Raw genomic sequence first — 24461 nt, forward strand, 5'->3', positions numbered from 1 at the left:
AGCGCTACTTCTGCAATATCGACAAGTCCTCCTGCGTCCGCGGTACCGACACCAGGCCGTGGTCGCTGGGGAGGGTCTGGACGGTGAAGGCGGGGGTGTCGGCGGCGGTGAGGGTGCGGGAGGCGTAGACGGGGCCGCCGGAGACGGGTTCGACGGTGAGGGCGTAGGTGCCCTTCAGGCCCGTCGGGACGGGGGCGTCGACGTCCTGCGTGGTGCCGGACTTGATCGTGTACGTCTTGGTCGCCGGGTTTCCCCCCTCGCTGCCCGCCGAGGCGGTGACCTTGACCGTGGCCGCGCCCTCGGGCGCCGACAGCGCGAGCGTCGTGCCCTTGGCGCTGTTGCCGGCCGAGGTCGCGCGCGCGCCGACGGCAGCGGTGGCCGGGATGAACGCCGTCTCCCGCTTGTCCCCCTTGCCCCGCACCACCTGGAGCGCCGCGACGACCGGGACCGCCTGGTCGGTCGGGGTGAGCACCAGGGAGCCGGGCTCGCCCCGGGTGACGTCGCCGAGGTCGACCGTCGTCGTCATGCCGGACTTGACGTGGACGGTCTCGTTCCCGGCCGGGGTGATCAGGCCGTCGGGCGAGGCCAGGCGGATCTTCAGGTCGGCGTCGTCGTCGCCGGGGGCGAAGGCGGTCAGGCGGACCTCGGTGGCGTCCTTGGGGATGCCGGGCAGGACCAGGCTGCCGGCCGGGTCGGCGGCGGGGGCCAGCCAGTCCCCGCCCGCCTTGTCGTCCAGTGCCTGCACGGCCGCGCCGACCCGGCCGCCGCGCACGCTGACGTGCACGGTGAGGCCGGTCTGCCGTTCCTCGGTGAGCGTGGGGAGCAGGAACGCCTCGCTCGCCCCCGGTTCGACGGTGAGGTTCTCGCCCAGCGGGGCCTTGATCGCGCCGTCCTTGCCGTACAGCTCGATGTCGACCACGGCGGCGGAGTCGTCGGGGTTGGTCAGGTGGACGTAGTCGGTGCGGCCGGCGGCCGTGCTCGCGCCCGGGAACCAGAAGTCGGTGTCCGCTCCGGTGCAGTTGACGCCGAGGAGGCCGCGGCCGGTGCCGGCGGCGACCTCGGTGGTCTCCTGGACGGTCCAGCCGGGTGCGAAGGAGCCGTCCGCGGTGCCGACGAGCGCGGGCGTGTCCCCGCCGGAGGTGTCGCCGGTGGCCGGTGTGCCCGGTGCCTTCGGCGTGAGCACCGGCTGCCCGGCCTTCTTGTCCTTGCCGCCCTTGGCGTCCTTCTCGCCGGCCGCCTGGAGCCGGGCCCCGCCGCCGCTCGCGGCGCCCTTGGTGACGGGGGTGAACGAGGTGTACGTCGTCTCGGCGAGGTCCGAGGTGCTGGGTGCCGGGCAGACCAGGCTGGTGCGCTCCACGGGCTGCCGGGCGGCGGCCCCGGGAGCGGCGCCGGACGCGGACGGCGAGTCGACGGCGGCGAACGCGGTGACGGCGGCCAGCGCGGCCGTGCCGGCGAACAGGGACAGGGTGGTGCGGTTCACTGCTGGCTCCCGTCGGGACGCTGGCTGCCGGTGCCGTGGGGCTGCTGGGCCGGGTCGTAACCCCTCGGGGCGGGGTCGTATCCCTGTGAGGCGGGGTCGTAGTCCTGCGGGGCGGAGTCGTACCCCTGCGGGCTGGGGTCGTACCCCTGCCGGGCGGGGTCGTACGCCGTGTCGTAGCCCTGGTGCCGGTAGGCCGTGGGGTCGTAGGACGACTGGTCGTCGGTGCCGCCGTAGCCGTACGGGTCGTAGGGGGCCGTCTGGTACGGGTCGGACTGCGGGTACGGCCGCTGGTCGTACCCGGCCGGCGCCTGGTACTGGTCGGTGCCGTAGCCGGTGTATCCGGTGGGCGCGTACGCGGCCGGGTCGTGGGTCTCGTAGGGCTGGGCCTCGGGGGCGGCGGCCGGGGGCGCGGGTGTGCCGGGCGGGTCCCCGGCGGGCGGTTCCTCGGCCTGGGCGCGCAGGCGGCGGGCGCGGCGGCCCTCGCCGGCGGTGGCCTGGGCGGGCAGCGGCTGCTCCTCGGGCAGGTCGTCGTCGACGTCGCGGCGGCGGCCGGGCAGGGCGAGGACGACCAGGACGACGGCGAGCAGGCCCTGCGCCCAGAGCCAGGCGGTGTGGGCGAGCGGCGTGTCGTAGGTGACGTCGAGCCTGCCGCCCTGGGCGGGGAGCCGGAAGCCCTGGGCCCAGCCGTCGACCGTGGTGCGGGTGAGCGGTTTGCCGTCGAGGGTGGCCGTCCAGGCGCCGTCGGCGCTGTCGGCCAGGCGCAGGACGCGGCCGTCGGCGCCGGCGGGGACCGTGGTGTGGATCTCCACCGGTCCGGCGGCGACCGGCTGGGGCGTGCCGGAGCCGCCGGCGGGCACGATGGCCGCACGGGAGACGTCCTGGTCGACGCGCCACAGGGCGCCGCCGTTCTGCTGGCTGAGCCGGGTCAGGCCGGGGGTGGCGTCCAGGACGCGGGTGATCTCCCGGGGGGCGCCCTTGTGGACGAGGACGTAGCGCACGGCGAAGCCGCCGAGCTCGGCGGCCTGGTCGGCGCCGGAGCCGGCCACCAGGTGGGCGACGGTCTGGTCCAGGCGGGTGTTCGCGCCGTCGGCCGCGGTGAGTTCGGCGTCTCCCATGCGGGCGCCGGAGCCACGGACCAGGCTGTAGCGCACGCGCGTGGTGGAGTCGCTGTCCAGGACCAGGGTGCGGGCCTGGGCGCCGCCGGTGGAGTCCTCGGCGACGAACGCGGGGACCTGGGCCGGGTCGCGGCGCTCCAGCGGGCCGTCGGCGCCGCGGATCATCCAGCCGGCGGCGACGAGGAGCGGGCCGGCGGCCGAGGCGAAGGCGATCAGGGCGGCGACGGGCTGGCGCCAGCCGAAGCTCTGCTCGGCCACACGCGCGCGGGCGCCGTCGGCGCCGAGGGCGGCGGCGGCCAGCAGGGCGATGCCGTAGACGAGGGTGGCCGGTCCGGCCCAGGCGGACCTGTTGGACAGGACCGCGAAGACGAGTCCGGCCAGGGCGACGGCCCAGGCGGTGCGGATGCCGAGCTGCCGTTCGGAGCGCAGCAGGGCGGCGAGCGCGGCCAGCACGATGCCGATGAGCATCAGGCCGTTCACGGTCCCGGGGCCGCCGGGGGCGGCGCCGAGCAGGTCGAAGGCGGAGGCGGCCGAGGGGCCGTAGTCCAGGCCGGCCTCCTGGAGGAAGCCGGTCGGGAACAGGGTCAGCGACCAAGGGGCGAGGACCAGCAGCGGGGTGCCGAGCTGGGCGAGGAAGCGCGGTCCGTAGCCGAGGAGGTCGCGGCGGCGCAGTACCAGGACGCCGAGGCCGAGCAGCAGCGCGAGGGGCCACACGATCGGGGTGAAGGCGGTGGCGACGGTCAGCAGCAGCGCGTACGCCCAGGTGGCGCGCCAGCTGCCGCGGGTGCCGGCGCGGCCCGCGAGGCCGCTCGCGGCGATGCCGGCGCGCGCGATGAGCGGCAGCAGCACGGCGAGGACGGCGGTGCCGACGCGTCCGCCGGCCAGCGCGCCGGTGGTGGCGGGCAGGAAGGCGTAGGCGATGGCGGCCCAGGCGCGCAGCAGCCGGGAGGTGACCAGCGGCCGGGAGGCGAGGTAGGCGGTGCATCCGGCGAGCGGCACCGAGCCGATCAGCAGGACGGTGACGGCGAGGCCGGTGGAGCCGAACAGGAGCGAGGCGAGGGTGGCGACGAGGGCCAGGTAGGGCGGTGCGGAGGGGGTGCCGCCGGTGCCCGTGGGGTGCCAGGCGTCCAGGTAGCGCGACCACAGGTCGGTCGCGCCGGCCGGGGCGGGCAGCAGGGCGCCGCCGGCGAGGGCGCCACCGCCGAGCAGGGCGCGGCAGGCGGCGAGGGAGATGAGCAGCAGGGCGAGGAAGAGGACGGGGGCGGGCCTGCGGGCGATCCGCTTGAGCCGGGCGAACTGCTCGACCTCCAGGAAGTCGGCGTCGTCGCCGCCGGGCCCGGACTCCACGGCGCCGCCGTGCCGGCCGGCCGCGGAGGTGTCGGTGTCGGAGTCGCCGGTGAGGTTGCCGGCGATCTGTTCCACGGTGGCCCGGATGGTGGCGCCGGGCGGCGGGAAGAGGGCGCGCAGTCCCGCCTTGTCGATGCGGGAGGGGCCGCGGCGGCGCCGGGCGGCGATGATCCGCTCGGGGCGCAGCAGGGTGCTCAGCAGGCCGCGGATCTCGTCGAGGGCCTGGCCGGGGACCTTGCCGACGAGGTAGGCGAGGGTGCGCAGGACGGTGCCGAGGACGAGCCGGAGCAGCACCCAGGGCAGCGCGGCGGTACGGGTGTTGACGAGCAGGGTGTAGACGGCGCCGGCCTTGTCGACCTTGTGCGGGGAGGCGGTGGTGCGGCCGGCGCAGTCGACGGCGCGGCGCTCGCGTGAGGCGGCCTCGGCGTGCCGGACGACGGCGTCGGGGGCGATCAGCACGCGGTGGCCGGCGGTGTGGGCGCGCCAGCACAGGTCGACGTCGTCGCGCATGAGGGGCAGCAGCCGGTCGAAGCCGCCGAGCTGTTCGAAGACGTCGCGGCGCACGAGCATGCCGGCGGTGGACACGGACAGCACGGTGCGGACGTGGTCGTGTTGTCCCTGGTCCTGTTCGCGGCGGTCCAGACCGGTCCAGCGGCGGCCGGAGTTGGCGATGGAGACGCCTACCTCCAGCAGTTGGCGGCGGTCGTACCAGCCGCGCAGCTTGGGGCCGACGATCGCGACGTCGTCGCGGCCGAGTTCGAGTTCGTTGTCGACGACCCTCAGCAGCTGGGCGAGGGCGCCGGGTTCGGGGGCGCAGTCGTCGTGCAGCAGCCACAGCCACTGGACGGGTTCGCCGTGCGGCAGTTCGGGCAGGTCGTAGGCGTCGTCGCGCCAGGTGCGGGTGGCGGGGTCCCAGCCGCTGGGGCGCTTGAGGTACGGCAGGTCGTCGGGGGTGAGGAGGGGCGCGCTGCGGTGGGCCTCCTCCACGGCCTGGCCGAAGCCGGTGCGGCGGGCGAGGTGCAGGACGTTGGCCTCGCCGAGGGCGTCGGTGAGCAGCCGGGCGGAGTCGTCCGCGCTGCCGGTGTCGGCGGCCACCGCGTGCTGGACGGGGCGTTCCTGGCCGAGCAGCCCGGCGAGCGCGTCGGGCAGCCAGCGGGCGCCGTCGTGGGAGACGAGGACCGCGGTCACGACGTGGCGCGGGAACTCAGGGATGGCAGCTTCTGGTTGGGCTGCCGCATGGCTGTGCACGGACATCGAGGTACGGGCCCCGGTTCGATGGACTGCGGTGGACGCCTGTGTCTTCTCGCGGAACGAGGGGACAGCGGGGCGTCTCGGACGAGCGTCCACACTATCGGCTGGGCATGACGACGGCCCGCCGCCTGTGGACAACCCACGGCTGACGGGCCGTTCGTACTCTTCGCGGTCGCGCGTATGGTCACACGGCGGCCTTCTTCAGCCGGCGGCGTTCGCGCTCGGACAGGCCGCCCCAGATGCCGAAGCGCTCGTCGTTGGCGAGGGCGTATTCGAGGCACTCGGAGCGCACCTCACAGGCGAGGCAGACCTTCTTGGCCTCTCTGGTGGAGCCGCCCTTCTCGGGGAAGAAGGACTCGGGGTCGGTCTGGGCGCAGAGTGCGCGCTCCTGCCAGCCGAGTTCCTCGTCCGCGTCGTCGACCAGCAGTTGCTGCACCAGCTCGGTCATGTGCGCCCCTCGTCTGTCTTTCGCGTCCCCGTGCGTGGCCGTTACCGATTTCGGCTGAACGACACGAGTGAAATTACAAGTGTGCTGCTCCGGGCGAGTCAAGCCGAGATCTGCTATTGGGCCCGTTATTCACTCTGCGGAACCAAGGCCGTGCGGAAAGTGTTCAAATCGCCATAAACCTTGACACGCAGGCGGACCCACGGGGACGACCGAACCCCGTACAGATCCTCTGTACGGAGAAGGACGCCTCCGTGTTCGATCCCGTTCCGCGAGGCTCGCGCGCTCGGATGTGCCCCATGTGTCCCGCGACCCCGATGAGCAAACCTTTCGCCTGCGAAATAAACCGGAAGAGGTGAAACATGTCCCACATACCGGGCAGCGAGTTGACACTGCCCGTGTGAACCGCTGTCCTAGTGGGCATGCTCGCGTACTTGGCACCCACCTCGACCCGCACCGCCGGGTCCCTCGGTGCCGCCCGCGCGCGCTGTAGCTGTTGCTGCTGTCCCAGCTGTTGAGCCAAGCCCGCTCCGGCTGTTCCCGAGTCCATCCCGGCTCGGCCGCGTTCCGCCTTCTCCGATCCCCCTCGTCCGGGGCATCCCGCCCGCCCGTGACCCGGGCGGACCGCACGCGTCACCCAGCTCCGGCCCCACTCTTCCGCCGAGGACCACCGCACCCCCATGAACAGCGACAACGACCTCCAGATCGCCGGCGACATCCTCGAAGTCCCGCACCTGCTCCAGCCGCCGCGCGAGCACCCGGCCACCGTCGCCGAGTTCGCGGGGCTCGCCCGCTCGATCGCCGCCGACCGGGACCAGTGGGCGCACCTGGTCCGCTTCGACGCCACCACCCGCTGGTACCACCGGCTGCGCACCGGCCCCGGGTACGAGGTGTGGCTGCTGTCCTGGCTGCCCGGGCAGGGCAGCGGGCGGCACGACCACGGGCGCTCCTCCGGTGTGCTCACCGTCGTGGCGGGCACGCTCACGGAGCACACCGTGCGCGGCACGCGCGCGCTGGGGGCGGGCGCGCAGCGGGTGTTCGCGCCGGGGTACGTCCACGAGGTCGTGAACGACGCGCTGGAGCCGGCGGTCAGCCTGCACGTGTACCACCCCGGGCTGACCGAGATGCCCATGCACACCTCCCCGCACTGCGAGGCGCCCTCGGTGACTGCCTGACGCACTGTCGTACCCGGCTGACACACTGTCCCCATGCGCATTGTGGTTCTGGCAGGCGGCATCGGCGGTGCCCGGTTCCTGCGTGGTCTGAAGCGGGCCGCGCCGGACGCGGACATCACGGTCATCGGCAACACCGGCGACGACATCCACCTCTTCGGGCTGAAGGTCTGCCCGGACCTCGACACGGTGATGTACACGCTGGGCGGCGGCATCAACGAGGAACAGGGCTGGGGGCGGGCCGACGAGAGCTTCCACGTCAAGGAGGAGCTGGCGGCCTACGGCGTCGGGCCGGAGTGGTTCGGGCTCGGCGACCGGGACTTCGCCACGCACATCGTGCGGACCCAGATGCTCGGGGCCGGCTATCCGCTCAGCGCGGTCACCGAGGCGCTGTGCGACCGCTGGCAGCCGGGCGTGAAGCTGATCCCGATGACCGACGACCGCGTGGAGACGCACGTGGCCGTGGAGCTGGACGGCGAACGCAAGGCGGTGCACTTCCAGGAGTACTGGGTGAAGCTGCGCGCCTCCGTCCCGGCCCTGGCGATCGTCCCGGTCGGCGCCGAGCAGGCCAAGCCGGCCCCGGGCGTCCTGGACGCCATCGCCCAGGCGGACGTGATCCTCTTCCCGCCGTCGAACCCGGTGGTGTCCATCGGCACGATCCTCGCCGTGCCCGGCATCCGCGAGGCCATCGCGGACGCGGGCGTGCCCGTGGTCGGTCTCTCCCCGATCGTCGGGGACGCGCCCGTGCGCGGGATGGCGGACAAGGTGCTGGCCGCCGTCGGCGTGGAGTCCACGGCCGCCGCGGTCGCCGAGCACTACGGCTCCGGACTGCTCGACGGCTGGCTGGTCGACTCCGTGGACGCGGGCGCGGTCGAGCGGGTCGAGGCGGACGGCATCCGCTGCCGGGCCGTGCCGCTGATGATGACCGACGTGGAGGCCGCCGCGCAGATGGCGCGGGAGGCGCTGGCGCTGGCCGAGGAGGTGCGGGGAGCGTGAGCGCGACGGCGTCCGCCGAGGCGGGCGAGCGGGCGGAATACCGGGTCTGGGCCCTGCCCGGCATCCCCGAGGTGCGGCCGGGCGACGACATCGCCAAGCTGATCGCCTCGGCCGAGCCCGGCCTGGCCGACGGCGACGTGGTGATCGTGACCTCCAAGATCGTCTCCAAGGCGGAGGGCCGGCTGATGCGGGCCGATGACCGGGAGGCGGCGATCGACGCCGAGACGGTCCGGGTGGTCGCCCGGCGCGGCACGCTGCGCATCGTGGAGAACCGGCAGGGCCTGGTGATGGCCGCCGCCGGGGTCGACGCCTCCAACACCCCCGCCGGGACCGTGCTGTTGCTGCCCGAGGACCCGGACGCCTCCGCGCGCGCCATCCGGGCCGGCCTGCGCGAGGCCCTCGGCGTCAACGTCGGGGTGATCGTCACCGACACGTTCGGGCGACCTTGGCGCTCGGGGCTCACGGACGTGGCGATCGGCGCCGCCGGGGTGCGCGTGCTGGACGATCTGCGCGGGGGCACGGACGCGTACGGCAACCCGCTGAGCGCCACCGTCGTCGCCACCGCGGACGAGCTGGCCGCCGCCGGCGACCTGGTCAAGGGCAAGGCCGAGGGCCGTCCGGTGGCCGTCGTGCGCGGGCTGCCCCACGTCGTGGACCCCGGTACCGCCGACGGTACGGAGGAGGGCGCGCGGGCGCTGGTGCGCCGGGCGCAGGACGACATGTTCCGGCTCGGCACCTCGGAGGCGATCCGGGAGGCCGTCACCCAGCGGCGCACCGTGCGGTCCTTCGCCGACGCCCCCGTGGACCCGGGTGCCGTCCGGCGCGCGGTGGCCGCGGCGGTCACCGCGCCCGCCCCGCACCACACCACGCCCTGGCGGTTCGTGCTGCTGGAGTCGGAGGAGTCGCGGGTACGGCTGCTCGACGCGATGCGGGACGCCTGGATCGCCGATCTGCGCCGGGACGGCAAGAGCGAGGAGTCCATCGCCAAGCGGATCCGGCGCGGTGACGTCCTGCGCCAGGCGCCGTATCTGATCGTGCCCTGCCTCGTCATGGACGGCTCGCACACCTACGGCGACCCCCGGCGGGACGGCGCGGAGCGGGAGATGTTCGTGGTCGCGATGGGCGCGGGCGTGCAGAACCTGCTGGTCGCGCTGGCCGGGGAGCGGCTGGGCTCGGCGTGGGTGTCGTCCACGATGTTCTGCCGGGACGTGGTGCGCGAGGTGCTCGGACTGCCGGCGGACTGGGACCCGATGGGCGCGGTCGCGGTCGGCCGGCCCGCCGAGGAACCCCGGCCCCGGCCGGAGCGGGACGCGGAAGCGTTCGTGGAGGTGCGCTGAGCGCCTACCCTCGTAAAGCGGAACCGGTACCTCCGGAACATCCCGGCCGGCCCTCTAGGACTCCCCCGTGGCAGGACGCTTTCCCCAGCGGCCCACGCGTACGACCGTGCGCGGCGGGCATGCCGCCGTGCCCGGGGCGACCGGGATACCCCGGCAGACGGCGCCCGCGCGGGTCCGCCGATGGGTGCCGGACGGCCCGCTGGACCTCGGGCTGACCCTCGGACCGCTGCGGCGCGGGCCCGCCGACCCTACGTTCCGGGCCACCGCGGACGGGTCCGTGTGGCGAGCCTGTCGTACGCCCGCCGGACCGGGCACGCTGCGCGTGCGCGCGTACGGCGGTGAGGTGCTCGGCGAGGCGTGGGGGCCCGGGGCCGGGTGGCTGCTGGAGCAGTTGCCGGAGCTGCTCGGCGCCGCCGACGATCCCGGGGCGTTCGTGCCCCGGCACCGGGTGGTGGCGCTGGCCCGGCACCGCCGGCCGGGGCTCCGGCTGACCCGGACCGGGCTGGTGCTGGAGTCGTTGATCCCGTCCGTGCTGGAGCAGAAGGTCACGACCGACGAGGCGTACCGGGCGTGGCGGCTGCTGGTACGGCGGTTCGGGGAGCCGGCGCCGGGGCCCGCGGGGCTGGGCGAACGGCCGATGTCCGTGATGCCCGCGCCGCGGACCTGGGCGCTGATTCCCTCCTGGGAGTGGCACCGGGCGGGCGTGGACGACAAACGGGCGTCCACGATCCTGCGGGCCGTACGGGTCGCCGAGCGGCTGGAGCAGGCGGTGGGAATGCCGCCGGACCAGGCCCGGGCGCGGCTGGAGGTCGTACCGGGCGTGGGGCCGTGGACGTCGGCGGAAGTCGTGCAGCGCAGTCATGGGGCGGCGGACGAGGTGACCGTCGGCGATCTGCATCTGCCCGGGATCGTGGGGTGGGCGCTGGCGGGCGACCGCGACGCCGACGACACGGAGATGCTGCGCCTGCTCCAGCCGTACACCGGGCAGCGGCACCGGGCGGCCCGCCTGATCCTGCTGAGCGGCCACGTACCGGCCAGACGCAAACCGAAGATGCCTTGGGTGGACATCGGGGTGCTGTGAGGCGTGGGTGCTGCCGAGGGCGCTTACCGGCGCTGGCAGGGTGCCGTGAAGCCGACGGTGGCGGACTTGCCCAAGGGGCGCGGGGAGCTGCGCGAGCGGCCACCGACGGCCCGCGCACGGCGTCGGCCGGCGGCCGCCCCTTCCCTTCCCCGTGCCGGGGGCCTGGGGGCGGAGCCCCCAGGGCGGTGCGCCAGGCAAGGCTGGAGCGAACCGGAGTTCACTACTGGTCGGAAGAGAAGCGGAGCGCCCCCGCGGGGATGCGGGCGTCGCACCACACCCGTACGCCCTCGCGGAGTTCGTTGTCCGCGCCCACGACCGCGCCGTCGCCGATGACCGTGCCGGTGAGGACGGAGCGTTCGCCGACGCGGGCCCGGGTGCCGATGAGGGAGTCGGTGACGACGGCGTCCGGCTCGATGACGGCGCCGGGAAGGATGGTGGAGCCGGAGACCCGCGCCCCCTCGGCCACGAACGCGCCCTCGCCCACCACCGTGCCGCCGGTCACCTTGGCGTCCGGCGCCACCGTGGCCGTGGGCAGCACGAGACGGTCGCCGCAGCGGCCGGGCACGGCCGGGGAGGGCGCGCGGCCGAGGACCAGGTCGGCCGAGCCGCGTACGAAGGCGGCCGGGGTGCCGAGGTCCAGCCAGTACGTGGAGTCGACCATGCCCTGGAGATGGGCGCCGGCCGCCAGCAGGCCGGGGAAGGTCTCGCGTTCGACGGAGACCGGCCGGTCCGCCGGGATCGTGTCGATGACCGAGCGGCGGAAGACGTACGCCCCCGCGTTGATCTGGTCGGTGACGATCTCCTGAGGGGTCTGCGGCTTCTCCAGGAACGCGAGGACGCGCCCGGTGTCGTCCGTGGGCACGAGCCCGTAGGCGCGCGGGTCCGCCACCCTCGTCAGGTGCAGGGAGACGTCGGCGCCCGTCGTCTCGTGGGTGTCCACCAGGGCCCTGATGTCCAGCCCCGTCAGGATGTCGCCGTTGAAGACCAGCACCGGGTCGCCGGGACCGGAGTGCAACCGGTCGGCGACGTTGCGGATGGCGCCGCCCGTGCCGAGGGGCTCCTCCTCCGTGACGTACTCGATGTGCAGGCCGAGCGCGGAGCCGTCGCCGAAGTACGGTTCGAAGACCTCGGCGAGGTAGCTGGTCGCGAGGACGATGTGTTCCACGCCCGCCGCGCGGGCCCGCGCCAGCTGGTGGGTGAGGAACGGCACTCCGGCGGCCCGCACCATCGGCTTGGGCGTGTACACCGTGAGCGGTCGCAGCCGGGTGCCCTTGCCGCCGACCAGAAGGATCGCTTCCGTCACCTGTCGTCTCCGCTTCCAGCCGGACCGGCCGCACTGCTGGTCTCACTCGTTTCGGCCGGCCAGTGTAAGCAGACCGGAGGACGGCGCCTCGGCCGGCCGCGCGGTGTCCGGCCGGATCGGCGCGCGCTTTCCCCCGTCCGCCCGGCCTCAGCGCCCCTGGTAGCGCGCCGCGCTGGTGCGGACCGTGCCCAGCTTGGCGTAGAGCCGCTTTCCGGGACACTCGGTGGCGTATCCGTCCCGGTGGCCGGACATCACGTTCAGCCGTACCTTCTTTCCCTTGGGGTAGAGGTTGCCGCCACCCGACGTGAGGTACGTCTTCGCCCTCGGGTCGGCCCCGTGGAGGCCGAGCTTCCACGCGGCGAGCCGGGCGACGGCCGTCACCGCGGCACCCGGCGGCTGGGTCGTGCCGTGGCTGCCGATCACGGCGACGCCCATGCTGTCGGTGTTGAACCCCATCGTGTGCGCGCCGAGCACCGGCTTGGCCACGCCCCCGGCCCGGCCCTCGTAGAGCGTTCCGCACTTGTCGACGAGGAAGTTGTAGCCGATGTCCCGCCAGCCCATGCTCTTGACGTGGTAGCGGTAGATGCCGCGGATGACGGAAGGGGCCTGGGCGCAGGTGTACTTGTTGCCCGAGGCCGTGTGGTGCACGAAGGCCGCCTTGATCTTCTTCGTGTAGACGAACCCGCGTTCGCGCAGTGACTCGTCGGCGCCCCAGCCCCGGCGCGTGACGATCTTCGGGCGCGCACCGATGTACGGCTTGCCCCGCGACGGGCCCTGAAGCCTCGTCAGTTCCTTCTCGGTGGCCGGGCGGTCGAGTGCCGGGATCGCGGTGGTGCCGTAGGCGGCGATGTCGGCGTTCGCGCCCGAGGCGGCGATCGCGGCCTCCGTGTCCAGCGCGGTGCGCGGCGGCTCGCCGGCGGGCGCCCCCGCGGCCGGCGCCTCCCTCGCGTCCCGCCCGGGGTCGACCAGTTCCAGGCGCAGCCCCGACGGCAGCGCGCCGCGTCCGCCCCGGCTGCCCGCCTTCTCCGCCCGCACCCGTACCTCCACGCCGTCCGAGGAGCCCACCCACAGCGGCGCGGTCGCTCCACGCACCCGGTGGGCGGAGCGTTCCGCCGTGCCCGGGTCGGCGCCGTGGTCGGCGTGCGCCTCGACGTCCTGCCAGCCGGTCCACTTCCCCGTCGCGGCGGACCGGGTACGCACCCGCACCCGGCCGTGCAGCTCGGTGCCGGGGTCGTCCCACACCACGCCGAGCAGCGCGAAGCGGCCGAGACCGGTGCGGCGCAGGCCCTGCTCGGGGGCCGCGCCGGGGTCGCCTTCGCGGGACAGCGGGACGAGCGGCAGCGAGCGGGTGCTGCCCGGAACCGCGCCCCCGGAACCGGACTCGAGCACGGACCCGGAGCCGGACGCGGGCACGGACCCGAAGGCGGGCGGAGCCGGCGTGAGGGTGAGGACCGCCGCGCAGGCGGCACCGACCGAGCGGAGGGTGAACGGAAGGACGCCGGAAGAGGAAGCAAGGAATCCACGCATGCACACGACTTTGGACATAACCGACAAATCTGTCCATAGGTCAGCTGACGGACCGTCGGACGGGGATCCGCCGAACCGGTGGCCCGTTCCCCCCGTGCCGACGCCCGCCCGCGCGTACCCTGTGCCGGGTGAACGCCACCGATCGCACCCCCGCCGACCTGCTGACTTCCGCGCTCGCCGCGGACCCCGGCCGCCCGCTGGTGACCTTCTACGACGACGCCACGGGCGAGCGCGTCGAACTGTCCGTGGCCACCTTCGCCAATTGGGTGGCCAAGACCGCCAACCTCCTCCAGGGCGACCTGGGCGCCGAACCCGGTGACCGCGTCGCGCTGCTGCTGCCCGCGCACTGGCAGACGGCGGTGTGGCTGCTGGCCTGCTCCTCGGTGGGCGCGGTCGCGGACGTCGCCGGGGACCCGGCGGCGGCCGACCTCGTGGTGAGCGGTCCCGACGCGCTGGAGGCCGCGCGGGCCTGCTCCGGGGAGCGGGTGGCGCTGGCGCTACGGCCCCTGGGCGGACGGTTCCCGCAGCCGCCGGCCGGGTTCCTCGACTACGCCGTGGAAGTGCCGGGACAGAGCGACCGGTTCGTCCCGTTCGCGCCGGTGGACCCGCGGGAGCCGGCGCTCGTCGTCGCCGGGCGGGAGTTCAGCGGCGCGGAGGTGGTCGAGCGCGCCTCGGCCCAGGCGCCCTCGCTGGAGCTGACCGGGCCCGGTTCCCGGCTGCTGTCCGGGCTGCCGTACGACACCTGGGAGGGGCTGAGCGCGGGGCTGTTCTCGCCGCTGGCCGTCGGCGGGTCCGTGGTGCTGTGCCGGCACCTGGACCGGCTGGACGAGGAGTCCCTCGCCAAGCGCGTCGAGAGCGAGCGGGTGACCGCGGTACGCCGCTGAGCCCGTACGACGGCCGTCATACGGCGTGAGCCGCGCAACGCCCCCGCACCCCCGCGTCCCCGCGCGCCCACGCCCCCAGGACCCTCCGTCTCACCCGATCGGAGCAGCAAAGGGCGCTGCCCGGGCCGCTCCCCCGCCATCGTCGTAAGGGCAGCACGTGACGCTCGTACGCCATGAGGGGATGGCCCATCGTGACCGACACCGCAGGCAGGCCCCTCGGTACCGGTCGCGGGCCGGGGTCCTCGGCCACCGGGGACGGGCTGATACGGCGCCGGCGGCGGCGCAGGCTGCGGAACTCGGCGCTGGGGGCGGCCGCCCTCCTCCTCGCCGCCGGCGGCGCCGGCTGGGCCGGCTACGCCCGGCTCAGCGCCAACATCACCTCCGACGAGGCCGCCGCCGCCGAACTGGCCCGCTACGAACGGGAGCGGCCCACCGCGCTGGTCCGGGACGCGCAGAACATCCTGCTGATCGGGTCCGACACCCGGGCCGGGGAGGCCAACCGCGAGTACGGCAAGGGCATCACCGGGCAGCGGTCGGACACCACGATCCTGCTGCACCTGGCCGCCGACCGGACCAGCGCCACCGCCGTGTCGCTGCCCCGCGACCTGATGGTGCACATCCCCTCCTGCCGGAAGGAGGACGGCACGCGCAGCGACCCGGTGTTCGCGATGTTCAACCACGCCTTCGAGGTGGGCGGTTCGGCGTGCACGATCCGGACCGTGGAGAAGCTCACCGGCATCCGCGTCGACCACCACATGGTGCTGGACTTCGCCGGGTTCAAGAGGATCGTGGACGCCGTCGACGGCGTCGAGGTGTGCCTCGAGGAGCCGGTGGACGACAAGGCGGCGAAGCTGCGGCTGCCCGCCGGGCGGGTCACGCTGAACGGGGAGCAGGCGCTCGGATACGTGCGCGCCCGCAAGTCGCTCGGCAACGGCAGCGACACCGAGCGGATGGAACGCCAGCAGCGGTTCCTCGGCGCGCTGGTCGACAAGGTGCGCGGCGACGACATCCTGCTCAATCCGGTGAAGCTGTATCCGCTGCTGGACGCGGCGACCTCCGCGCTGACCACCGACCCGGAGCTGGCGAGCCTGCGCGGCCTCTACCAGCTGGCGCGCGGACTGCGCGACATCCCCACGGAACAGGTCCGGTTCCTGACCGTGCCGAGACGGTCGTACGTCTACGACGCCAATCGTGATCAGCTCGTGGAGCCGGAGGCCGAAAAACTGTTCGGGCGGCTGCGGGCCGATCAGCCGGTGGCGGTGTCACAAGAGAATTCACAGGAAGTTCCCCGGGATGTCACAGGAGCGGGCGGCCCGGACGGCCCCTCGCCCGCCCCGACGTTTCGCGGGTACACCGCCGTCGAACACACCTGTGCGTAGGCCGTCTACCCGAAACGGCGAACCTCCGTTTTGAAAATGAGGGGGATTGCCCGGTTGTAGGCACGTCGAATTTGTCATCGGCGTCGTCCGACGCTGAACTGGGCGGATAGTGTGAGCGATCCGGTGCACCTGGCCGCGAGGTCCGACGGGCTTTGTCGGGGCCGTGCACTGTTTCACCGAGACCCGAGCGCCTTGGAGGGGGAAGGCGCCGCGTGGCCCCGACGGAGGATTCGGACAACCGTGGACGCGCAAGGCCGTGGGCGGGCGGACAACATCGACCCCGCAGACCAGTGGGTGCTCAATCCGAACACCGGCGAATACGAACTGCGACTGAGCCCTTCCGCAGCGCAGCCGCCGGTTCCCGGACCGCGCAGACCGTCCGGTAAGGACGACGGCGGTGCGGCGGGCGGCCGTGCCCGGCGGCAGGGCGGCGAGAGCCGGCCGCCGTCCCGGGCGCGCGGCTCCGACGTGCCGCCGCCGCGCTCGGCCCGGCGCCGGGCCGCGGAGCCGGAGGCGCCGCAGGGGCGGCGCGCCTCCCGGCGGCCGGCGAAGAAGCCGTCCCGGGCGAAGAAGGTGCTGCTGTGGACCGGCGGGTCCATGGCGTTCGTGCTGGTCGCCGTGACGGCCGCCGGCTACCTCTACATCAAGCACCTGAACGACAACATCACGTCGGTGTCCGACGACGGCGCCAGTACGGGCGGCTTCCGCAAGGACGAGGCGATCAACATCCTGCTGATCGGCACCGACAAGCGCACCGGCAAGGGCAACGAGGGCTACGGCGACGCGGGCAGCGCCGGGCACGCGGACACCACGATCCTGCTGCACGTGTCGAAGGACCGCTCCAACGCCACCGCGCTGAGCATCCCGCGCGACCTGATCGTCGACATCCCGGACTGCCCGACCGAGCAGGAGGACGGCACCCAGAAGATCATCCCGGGTGCGACGGGCGTCCGTTTCAACACCAGCCTCGGGCAGGACGACCGTACGCCGAGCTGCACCATGCGCACGGTGACCGAGCTGACCGGGATCAAACCGGACGACTTCATGGTGGCCGACTTCAACGCGGTCAAGACGCTGACCGAGGCGGTCGACGGTGTCGAGGTCTGCCTGGCCAAGGACATCGACGACCCGGACTCGCACCTGAAGCTGTCCAAGGGCAACCACAAGATCTCCGGTGAGCAGGCGCTGGCGTTCGTGCGCACCCGGCACTCCGTGGGCCTCGGCGGCGACCTGAGCCGGATCGGGCTCCAGCAGCAGTTCCTGGGCGCGCTGATGCGCAAGCTGAAGGGCAACTCCACGCTGACCAGCCCGACGAAGATGGTGAAGCTGGCGGAGGCCGGCACCAAGGCGCTGACCGTGGACGACAAGCTGGACGACATCAACAGGCTGAAGGACCTGGGGCTGGAGCTGGGCAAGCTCGACCCGAAGAACCTGACCTTCACCACGTTGCCGGTCAAGGACAACCCGGCCGACGGCACCGTGCACAAGACGGTGATCGTGGACCAGGCGCTGGCCCCGCAGGTGTTCCAGGCCATCCAGAACGACGTCTCCTTCACCGACGTGAAGAAGAAGGAGAAGGCGGCCAAGGACGCCCAGGCCGCCCGGCTGAAGGGCACCCAGGCGCCCGCCTCCGAGGTGCGGGTGCGCGTCCTCAACGGCGGGGCACAGGCCGGCAGCGCGCAGGCGGTACTCGGCTGGCTGCAGAACGACCAGGGCGTGACCAAGTCGGAGAACGGCGGCAACGCCCCCGAGAAGCTGGCGAAGACCACGCTGGAGTACGCGCCCGACCAGGCGGCCCAGGCCCGCCGGCTGGCCGCGATCATGGGCCTGTCCGGGGCCGCGCTGAAACCGGGCGAGAGCGTGACCAACGCGCAGGGACTGCCGGCGATGACGCTGACCCTGGGTGCGGACTTCAAGGGAGCGGGGGTCTCCCTGACACCGCCGACGAAGGCGCCGAAGGTCGACAAGTCCACGGCGGACAAGGTGAAGTGCGCTTCGTAGGTAACCCATGGGGCCCGTCGTGCGTCTAACCGGACGCGGGACGGGCCCGCTGCTGGGCGCGAGGGCGGGGAGGGCAGGGAGTGGCGCAGAGCGAGGTGCGCGGAAAGGCTCCGGCGGTCGAGGACGCGGTGGCGCGCACGCCTGCGGCCGCGGGGGCACCGGCGGGTCCGGGCCGGGGCGGGAGCAGGCGGCGGCCGGGCGGTGCGGGGACCGACCGGCGGCGGCGAAGAAGGCGGGTGCTGCGCTGGTCGGCGACGGTGCTGGCGGTGGTCATACTCGGCACCGCGGGCGCCGGATATCTGTACTACCAGCATCTCAACGGCAATCTCCAGAAGGGGCGGCGCGCCAACGGCGACGACTCCAAGGCGCACCGGACCGCGCCGAACGCGGCCGGCCAGACCCCGCTGAACATCCTGCTGATCGGCTCCGACAGCCGTAATTCCGCGGAGAACGTGAAGCTCGGCGGCAGCCGGGACCACGCCGGCGACCCGCCGCTGGCGGACGTGCAGATGCTCATCCACCTCTCGGCGGACCGCAAGAGCGCCGCGATGATCAGCATCCCGCGGGACACCCGGGTGGACATCCCCGCGTGCACGGACCCCGACACCGGCAAGGAATATCCGCCGACGAACGACATCATCAACGTCACCCTGGCCCGTGGCGGGGCCGGCTGCACGCTGCTGACCTGGGAGAACCTCACCGGAGTCTATATCGACCACTGGATGACGATCGACTTCGCGGGCGTGGTGCGGATGGCCGACGCGATCGGCGGCGTCGACGTCTGCGTGAACCAGAACGTGTCGGACCACCCGACGCCCACCGTGCCCGGCGGGTCCGGGCTGAAGCTGACCAAGGGCACGCACAAGGTGAAGGGCGAGCAGGCCCTGCAGTGGCTGCGCACCCGGCACGCCTGGGGCGACGACCTGATGCGGGCCCGCGCCCAGCACATGTATCTGAACTCGATGATCCGCACGCTCAAGCAGCAGAACGTGTTCACCGACACCGGCCGGCTGATGGACCTGGCGGACGCGGCCGTCAAGTCGCTGCACGTGTCCGAGGAGATCACCTCGGTCAAGAAGCTCTACGACCTCGGCATGCAGATGAAGTCGGTGCCGACGGACCGCATCACCTCCGTGACCATGCCCAACCTGAAGGACCCGCGCAACGAGAACCACGTCATCCCCGACAAGGAGAACGCCGACAAGATGTGGCGGATGCTCCGGGACGACGTGCCGTTCGACAAGAACGGCGGGAAGCCGGACGGGAAGGGCGGCAAGAAGGACACCGCCGCGGCCAAGCCGGAGAAGAAGCCCTCGCTGGACCCGGCCGCGCTCGGGGTGCTGGTGCGCAACGCCACCCGGACCTCCGACGAGGCCGCGGTGGGGCAGCGGGCGTCGGCGGTCGCCCAGGTGCTCGTCGGCAAGGGCTACGCCCGGGCGCAGGCCGACGCCTCGGGAAGCCTGGCCGAGGACAAGACGCTGGTGCGCTACCCGAGCGCGGACCTGGAGGGTGACGCCCAGGCGGTGGCCGAGGCGCTGGGCATCCCGATCGCCCAGGTGCAGAAGTCGACCGACGTCTCCGGGGTCACGGTCGTCGTCGGCGCGGACTGGCGCTCCGGCCCGGCCTACCCGAAGAAGTCCGAGCCCGAGGCCGGCGACCTGCCGGAGAACTCCGACGCCGTGAACGGCTCGGACACCTCCAAGTGCATGGACGTGTACGCCCCCTACCGCTGGTAGCGGACCGGCTTCCGGGGCCCTGTGGCAGGGGCCCCGGCGCGGGTTCAGGCGTGGACGGCGGGCCGGCGGGAGGCGATGACCTTGCGCGCCAGCGACTTCGGGCTGGTCAGGAAGCCCCAGCCCCAGGACATGTGCATGGTGGCCAGGGCCACGGGGATGCGCAGCCGGGCCGACAGCGGCAGTCCCTTGCCGGCCGGGACCGAGCCCGCGACGATCGCGGCCAGGTAGCCGCCGGGGACCACCAGGCCCCAGGGGGTCAGCGCGACGCCGACGGCGAGGCCCGCCGCGATCGCGCACACCGCCGCCGGCGGGGCGAGGTAGCGCAGGTTGATGGACCCGGCGTGGTAGCGGGCGACGACGTGCCGCCAGCGGCCGTAGTCCTTGTACTGCCTGGCCAGCGCGCGCACCGACGGCCGCGGCCGGTACGACACCCGCAGCTCGGGCGAGAACCAGATGAGCCCGCCCGCCTCCCGGATCCGGAAGTTCAGCTCCCAGTCCTGGGCGCGGATGAACTCCTCGTTGTAGCCGCCCTGCTGCTCCAGCGCCTCGCGCCGGAACACGCCGAGGTAGACGGTCTCGGCCGGGCCGGCCCGGCCGCCGGTGTGGAAGGCCGCGTTGCCGACGCCGATCTTCGACGTCATCGCGGCGGCCACCGCGTGCTCCCAGGCGTTCTCGCCCTCGGCGTGCATGATGCCGCCGACGTTCTGCGCGCCGGTCTCCTCCAGCAGCCGCACGGCGGTGGCGATGTAGTTCGGCGAGAGCATGCCGTGGCCGTCCACGCGGACCACGATCGGATGCCGGGACGCCTTGATCGCCGCGTTCAGCGCGGCCGGGGTGCGGCCGGTCGGGTTGGGCACGGTGTGCACACGGGGGTCCGCGCGGACCAGCTCGGCGGCGATCTCGTCCGTGCGGTCCGTGGACGGACCGAGGGCGATCACGACCTCCATCTCGCCGGCGTACTCCTGCGCGAGGATCGCTTCGACGGCCCCGCGCAGATGCCGCTCCTCGTTGAGGACGGGCATGATCACGGACACTGCGGGGAGCCGCACGTCGGGCTTGGCGTTCATAGGAGCCTCACGTTACCGCGAACGGGGGACACGGATGCGCGCCACCGGGGCCGCGGCGCGGGCTGGAGATCGTATCGGCCTACTGTGCTCCCGGATCCCGCGTACGGCCTCGTCCGGAGGTGTCCCCCTTGCCCAGCCCGCCCCGGTCCCCGGCGCGTCCGCAGCGCCGCCCGCAGCCGCCCCTCCGTGTGCCGCGCCCGCCCGAGCGGGCCGCGCGGCCGGTCCCGCCGCCGCGGCGGCCCCGCTGGGCCATGCGGGCGGTCACCACCCTGTCGGTCGTGGTGCTCGCCTCCGCCGGGATCGGCCACGCGGTGGTCAGCAGCCTGGACGCGGGCATCGCCCGGATCGACGCCTTCAAGGACATGAAGAACCGGCCCCGGGGCGGGCACGGCATGAACGTGCTGCTGGTCGGCACCGACGCCCGGGACAAGATCAGCGAACGGGACCGGCGCGCCTTCCGGCTGGGCGGCCAGCCCTGCCACTGCACCGACACCATGATGATCGTGCACATCGCCGACGACCTGGAGCGGGCCACGGTGGTGAGCCTGCCCCGCGACTCCTACGCCGAGATGCCGGCGCACACCGACCAGAACTCGGGGCGGCGGCACGGCCCGCACCCGGTCAGGCTGAACGCGGCCTACGCCGAGGGCGGCCCGCAGCTGACCATCCGCACGGTGGAGAACATGACCCATGTGAAGATCGACCACTATCTGGAGGTCGACTTCACCAGCTTCATGCGGACCGTGGACGTGCTCGGCGGGGTCGAGGTCTGCACGCCGACCCCGCTGAAGGACCGGTACACCGGGCTCGACCTCGCCGCCGGACGGCACACCCTGCGGGGCGGGCAGGCACTCCAGTACGTGCGCGCCCGGTACGTCGACGGGGACAGCGACCTGGGCCGGATGAAACGGCAGCAGCGGTTCCTGGCCGCGCTGCTCGACAGGACGACCTCCTCCGGGGTGCTGCTGAACCCGATGCGGTTCCGGGACGTGACCCGGGCGGTGCTCGGCTCGGTCCGCGCGGACGCGGGCTTCGGCACCGACGAGCTGCTCGACCTCGGCCGGGCGATGCGGAACTTCTCGCCGTCCTCCTCGGAGTTCACCACCGTGCCCATCGGGCAGCTGAACTACCAGGTCAAGGGCATCGGCTCGACGCTGAAGTGGGACCCGGCGAAGGCGGAGAAGCTGTTCGCGGCGGTGCGCGACGACAAGCCGCTGGCCGAGGACCGCGCGCACCGCTCCCGGGTGCCCGCGCCGGTGCCGGTGGAGGTGGCGCCGGAGACGATCCGGGTGCAGGTGGCGAACGGCACGGGCACGGTGGGGCTGGGCAAGCGGGTCGACGCGGCGCTCGCGGCGACCGGTTTCGCCACCACCCGCCGGCCGGTGACGGCCCCCGCCCACGTGCCGCACACGCTGGTGTTCTACGACCCCCGCTGGGACCGCTCCGCCCGCTCCCTGGCCGCGGCCCTGCCGGGCAGCGAGCTGCGGGCGGTGCCGGGGCAGGGGCCGCTGCTGAAGGTGACGGCCGGCACCGACTTCAAGGACGTCCGCCGGGTGCGGTTCGACGACCCGGGCCGCCCGGAACAGAGCGTGCTGCGGGGCAACGAGGTGGTGTGCTGAGCGGGGCGGCGGGGTGGCAAGCCGCGCGCCGAGGGGGCGAGGCGGTGGCGGCCCGTGCCGGCGGCGGTGAGCCGCGCGTGCCGGGAGGCGGCTGGGCAGTGGCCTGCCCGGGCCGCCGGGCGGCGAGGCAGTGCGCTCCCCGTACCGCGGGGCAGCGAGCGGCCCGCACCGCACGGCGGCGAGGCGGTGTGCCGAGCGCTCTCGGGGGCGCTCAGTCCTCGAAGCCCTCCGCCGCCCGCTGTTCGCGCAGCTCGCGGATGGCGCGGCGGCGGGCCAGGCGGTGGGTGCGGCGGATCTGCGCCTCCTGGTAGCGGCGGCGGTCGCGGTCGGTCTCGGGTATGACCGGCGGCACCCGGCGCGGCTTGCCGTCGGCGTCCACCGCGGCGAAGACCAGGTAGGCGGAGCCGACCTGGGTGGGCGGGGCGGACTCGTTCCAGCGCTCGGCGAGGACCCGGACGCCGACCTCCATCGAGGTCCGGCCGGTCCAGTTCACCTGTGCCTTCACATGGACCAGGTCACCGACGCGCACCGGCTCCAGGAACGCCATCTCGTCCATGGACGCGGTGACGGCGGGACCGCCGGAGTGCCGGCCGGCCACGGCGCCCGCCGCGTCGTCGACCAGCTTCATGATCACCCCGCCGTGCACCGTCCCCAGCAGGTTGGTGTCGTTGTGGGTCATGATGTGGCTGAGGGTGGTGCGGGAGGCGGAGGTGGGCTTGCCCGGGATCTCCGGTTCCACTTCCGTGGCCTGGTCTGTCATGCCCTCCACCTTATGCCGACGGCGCATTCGCGGAATTTGTGTCGGCTTCGCAACAGCGCCGCCCTGATTTTCCGACAGCACTTGTCCGGCACACCACGGCGCCCGGCACACTGGTGCGCATGAATGACTGGCCCGAGGGATGGTCCGACGACAACCGCGGCCCGCGCTATGGGCGCGGCAGTGCCGGCGCGCAGCCGGAGAGCGCCCGCGTGATGCGTCAGGTGCGGCGCGGCCCGGCGGTACCGCCCGGACCGCGCTCGGGGTACGACGGCTCCGGCCCGGCGGCGCCGCCGCACGGTGCCGGGGTACCGCAGCAGCCGTCGTACGTGGACGGCCGGGGCCATGAACCGGGCGCCGGCGACGGGTACGACAGCGGCTACAACACCGGCCAGGTCTACGGCGCCCCCGGCGGCCGCGGCCCGGGCGCTCCGGGGGGCGCGTCCGCCGGGAGACCGCGTCCTGCGCCGAACTGGCGGCGGCGGATCAAGTGGACGGCGATCACGGTGGCGGGTGTGCTGGTCGTCACGTCGGTCGCGACCTACTTCTGGGCCGACTCCAAGCTGCGCCGCGAGGTGGACCTGTCCAAGGTCATCGACCGGCCGGAGGGCGGCGACGGCACGAACTACCTGATCGTCGGCTCGGACAGCCGTGAGGGCATGTCCAAGGAGGACGAGAAGAAGCTGCACACCGGCGGCGCCGAGGGCAAGCGCACCGACTCGATGATGATCCTGCACGTCGGCGACAACGGCGACACGCTGATCTCGCTGCCGCGTGACTCGGACGTGGTGGTGCCGTCGTACCAGGGGTCGACGTCCGGGAAGGTGTTCCCGGCGCAGGGCCGGCACACCAAGCTGAACGCCACCTACGCCGAGGACGGGCCGACGCTGCTGGTCCGCACGATCGAGGCCAACACCGGGCTGCGCATCGACCACTACGTGGAGATCGGCTTCCAGGGCTTCGCCAGCATCGTGGACGCGGTGGGCGGTGTCGAGATCGACATCGACAAGGGCTTCAAGGACAAGTGGTCGGGCGCCGACTTCGAGGCCGGCAAGCAGACGCTGAACGGCCAGGAGGCCCTCGCGTTCGTCCGCACCCGGCACGCGTTCGCCGCCTCCGACCTCCAGCGGACCAAGAACCAGCAGAAGTTCCTCGCCGCCCTGGCCCACCAGGTGGCGACGCCGTCGACGATCCTGAACCCGTTCAAGTTCTACCCGACCATGGGCGCGGGCCTGGACTCCCTGATCGTCGACAAGGACATGTCGCTGTGGGACCTGGCGTCGATGTTCTGGGCGATGAAGGGCGTCAGCGGCGGTGACGGCACCTCGATGAACATGCCGATCTCCGGCTCCGCGGGCGGGAACCTGGTCTGGGACAAGGCCAAGGTGAAGACGCTGGTGGACGAGCTGAACAACGACGAGAAGGTCACCGTCTCCGGGAACTAGGCACCGGGAAGCGGGGGCCGGGGGCGCCGGACCGGGTGCCCCCGGCCGTGCCGTCGCGGGGACTACATACGGCCCGCGCCCGCCATCGCCCGGCAGCTCTCGGCACAGCGGCGACACGCCTCGGCACAGCGCGTCAGCTGCTGGTCGTCCGGCATGGCGGTACACGCCTCGGCGCACATGTCGCACGCCTTGGCACACAGCGCGCACATGTCGGTGTGCATGGGCGAGCGGCGCATCATCATGTCGGCGCACATCCGGGTGGTCTCGGAGCAGTCCATCAGCGCGCGCATGATCTGCATCTGCTGCTGGCCGCCCTTCTGCATGCAGGAGCTCATGGTCTCCTCGCAGATGCTGTGGCAGTCCATGCAGGCGGCGATGCAGTCCTGCATCTGCCGGGTGAGGGCGGGCATCGTCGGCGACTGGGTCATGGCTCCTCCTGAAAAGGCGGGGGCCCGGGGCGGACCCCGTGTTCTTCCGTCCTACGTCCCCTGCCGCCGCCCCGCACGTCGGCCACGATGT

Annotated in this window: 18 protein-coding genes; 10 read left to right on the top strand and 8 right to left on the bottom strand. The window is 73.4% G+C overall.

Annotated elements, in window-relative coordinates; genetic code table 11:
- Positions 1-4 precede the first annotated feature (4 nt).
- The 3 genes from HB370_RS16825 to HB370_RS16835 all read right to left on the bottom strand — a co-directional run bounded on the left by HB370_RS16825 (position 5) and on the right by HB370_RS16835 (position 5641).
- Entirely contained in the window at positions 5-1480 is a 1476-nt protein-coding gene (locus HB370_RS16825) for a DUF5719 family protein (RefSeq protein WP_030787997.1), read from the bottom strand.
- On the bottom strand, positions 1477-5196 hold the full coding sequence (locus tag HB370_RS16830; RefSeq protein ID WP_078637674.1) for a glycosyltransferase family 2 protein: 3720 nt from the start codon (positions 5194-5196) through the stop codon (positions 1477-1479). Before HB370_RS16830 ends, HB370_RS16825 begins: the two co-directional genes overlap by 4 nt.
- 181 nt (positions 5197-5377) lie before the next feature.
- Positions 5378-5641, bottom strand: coding sequence for a WhiB family transcriptional regulator (locus tag HB370_RS16835; RefSeq protein WP_003975777.1), 264 nt, complete (start codon positions 5639-5641; stop codon positions 5378-5380).
- Between the two features lie 677 nt (positions 5642-6318).
- Between HB370_RS16835 and HB370_RS16840 the strand changes: the two genes are divergently transcribed.
- From HB370_RS16840 to HB370_RS16855, 4 genes are all read left to right on the top strand, one after another.
- Entirely contained in the window at positions 6319-6813 is a 495-nt protein-coding gene (locus HB370_RS16840; protein WP_030788002.1) for a cysteine dioxygenase family protein, read from the top strand.
- Positions 6814-6846: 33 nt separating this feature from the next.
- Positions 6847-7806 carry a 2-phospho-L-lactate transferase gene (gene cofD / locus HB370_RS16845; RefSeq protein WP_030788006.1) on the top strand — a complete coding sequence of 320 codons (960 nt, stop codon included), beginning with the start codon at positions 6847-6849 and terminating at the stop codon, positions 7804-7806.
- The gene (locus HB370_RS16850) at positions 7803-9143 is read left to right on the top strand and encodes a coenzyme F420-0:L-glutamate ligase (protein WP_030788010.1); all 1341 of its coding nucleotides are present in this window, start codon (positions 7803-7805) and stop codon (positions 9141-9143) included. The genes cofD and HB370_RS16850 overlap by 4 nt, the downstream gene beginning before the upstream one ends.
- A gap of 67 nt (positions 9144-9210) precedes the next feature.
- Positions 9211-10224 carry a hypothetical protein gene (locus tag HB370_RS16855; protein WP_030788012.1) on the top strand — a complete coding sequence of 338 codons (1014 nt, stop codon included), beginning with the start codon at positions 9211-9213 and terminating at the stop codon, positions 10222-10224.
- 220 nt (positions 10225-10444) lie between these two features.
- Here HB370_RS16855 and HB370_RS16860 read toward each other — a convergent pair whose 3' ends face one another.
- Together HB370_RS16860 and HB370_RS16865 are read right to left on the bottom strand one after the other, a co-directional pair.
- Positions 10445-11527 carry an NDP-sugar synthase gene (locus tag HB370_RS16860; RefSeq protein WP_030788015.1) on the bottom strand — a complete coding sequence of 361 codons (1083 nt, stop codon included), beginning with the start codon at positions 11525-11527 and terminating at the stop codon, positions 10445-10447.
- 147 nt (positions 11528-11674) lie between these two features.
- Positions 11675-13072 (bottom strand): peptidoglycan recognition protein, encoded by a 1398-nt coding sequence (locus tag HB370_RS16865; RefSeq protein ID WP_030788018.1) that lies wholly within the window; start codon positions 13070-13072, stop codon positions 11675-11677.
- A gap of 110 nt (positions 13073-13182) precedes the next feature.
- On the opposite strand from HB370_RS16865, the gene HB370_RS16870 reads away from it, so the two are divergent.
- From HB370_RS16870 to HB370_RS16885, 4 genes are all read left to right on the top strand, one after another.
- On the top strand, positions 13183-13938 hold the full coding sequence (locus tag HB370_RS16870; RefSeq protein WP_030788020.1) for a TIGR03089 family protein: 756 nt from the start codon (positions 13183-13185) through the stop codon (positions 13936-13938).
- 173 nt (positions 13939-14111) lie between these two features.
- Positions 14112-15317 carry an LCP family protein gene (locus tag HB370_RS16875; protein WP_208974409.1) on the top strand — a complete coding sequence of 402 codons (1206 nt, stop codon included), beginning with the start codon at positions 14112-14114 and terminating at the stop codon, positions 15315-15317.
- Between the two features lie 240 nt (positions 15318-15557).
- Positions 15558-17318 (top strand): LCP family protein, encoded by a 1761-nt coding sequence (locus HB370_RS16880; protein WP_030788027.1) that lies wholly within the window; start codon positions 15558-15560, stop codon positions 17316-17318.
- Between the two features lie 80 nt (positions 17319-17398).
- A complete protein-coding gene (locus HB370_RS16885; RefSeq protein WP_078637675.1) occupies positions 17399-19054 on the top strand; it encodes an LCP family protein in 1656 nt (551 codons plus the stop codon).
- Positions 19055-19098: 44 nt separating this feature from the next.
- Here HB370_RS16885 and HB370_RS16890 read toward each other — a convergent pair whose 3' ends face one another.
- Positions 19099-20121 carry a glycosyltransferase family 2 protein gene (locus HB370_RS16890; protein ID WP_030788033.1) on the bottom strand — a complete coding sequence of 341 codons (1023 nt, stop codon included), beginning with the start codon at positions 20119-20121 and terminating at the stop codon, positions 19099-19101.
- A 251-nt stretch (positions 20122-20372) separates the two neighbouring features.
- On the opposite strand from HB370_RS16890, the gene HB370_RS16895 reads away from it, so the two are divergent.
- Positions 20373-21740, top strand: a complete 1368-nt coding sequence (locus HB370_RS16895; protein WP_030788036.1) for an LCP family protein — start codon at positions 20373-20375, stop codon at positions 21738-21740.
- A gap of 211 nt (positions 21741-21951) precedes the next feature.
- On the opposite strand, the gene HB370_RS16900 is transcribed toward HB370_RS16895, so the two are convergent.
- Complete coding sequence (locus HB370_RS16900; RefSeq protein ID WP_078637676.1) at positions 21952-22527, bottom strand: acyl-CoA thioesterase; 576 nt, start codon at positions 22525-22527, stop codon at positions 21952-21954.
- Positions 22528-22619: 92 nt separating this feature from the next.
- On the opposite strand from HB370_RS16900, the gene HB370_RS16905 reads away from it, so the two are divergent.
- Positions 22620-23942, top strand: coding sequence for an LCP family protein (locus HB370_RS16905; protein ID WP_030788042.1), 1323 nt, complete (start codon positions 22620-22622; stop codon positions 23940-23942).
- A gap of 62 nt (positions 23943-24004) precedes the next feature.
- On the opposite strand, the gene HB370_RS16910 is transcribed toward HB370_RS16905, so the two are convergent.
- Positions 24005-24370: a four-helix bundle copper-binding protein gene (locus HB370_RS16910; protein WP_030788045.1), complete on the bottom strand. Its 366-nt coding sequence runs from the start codon at positions 24368-24370 to the stop codon at positions 24005-24007.
- Positions 24371-24461 lie beyond the last annotated feature (91 nt).

It is taken from the genome of Streptomyces sp. DSM 40868 (assembly GCF_011820545.1).
In the GTDB taxonomy this organism is placed as follows: domain Bacteria; phylum Actinomycetota; class Actinomycetes; order Streptomycetales; family Streptomycetaceae; genus Streptomyces; species Streptomyces eurythermus.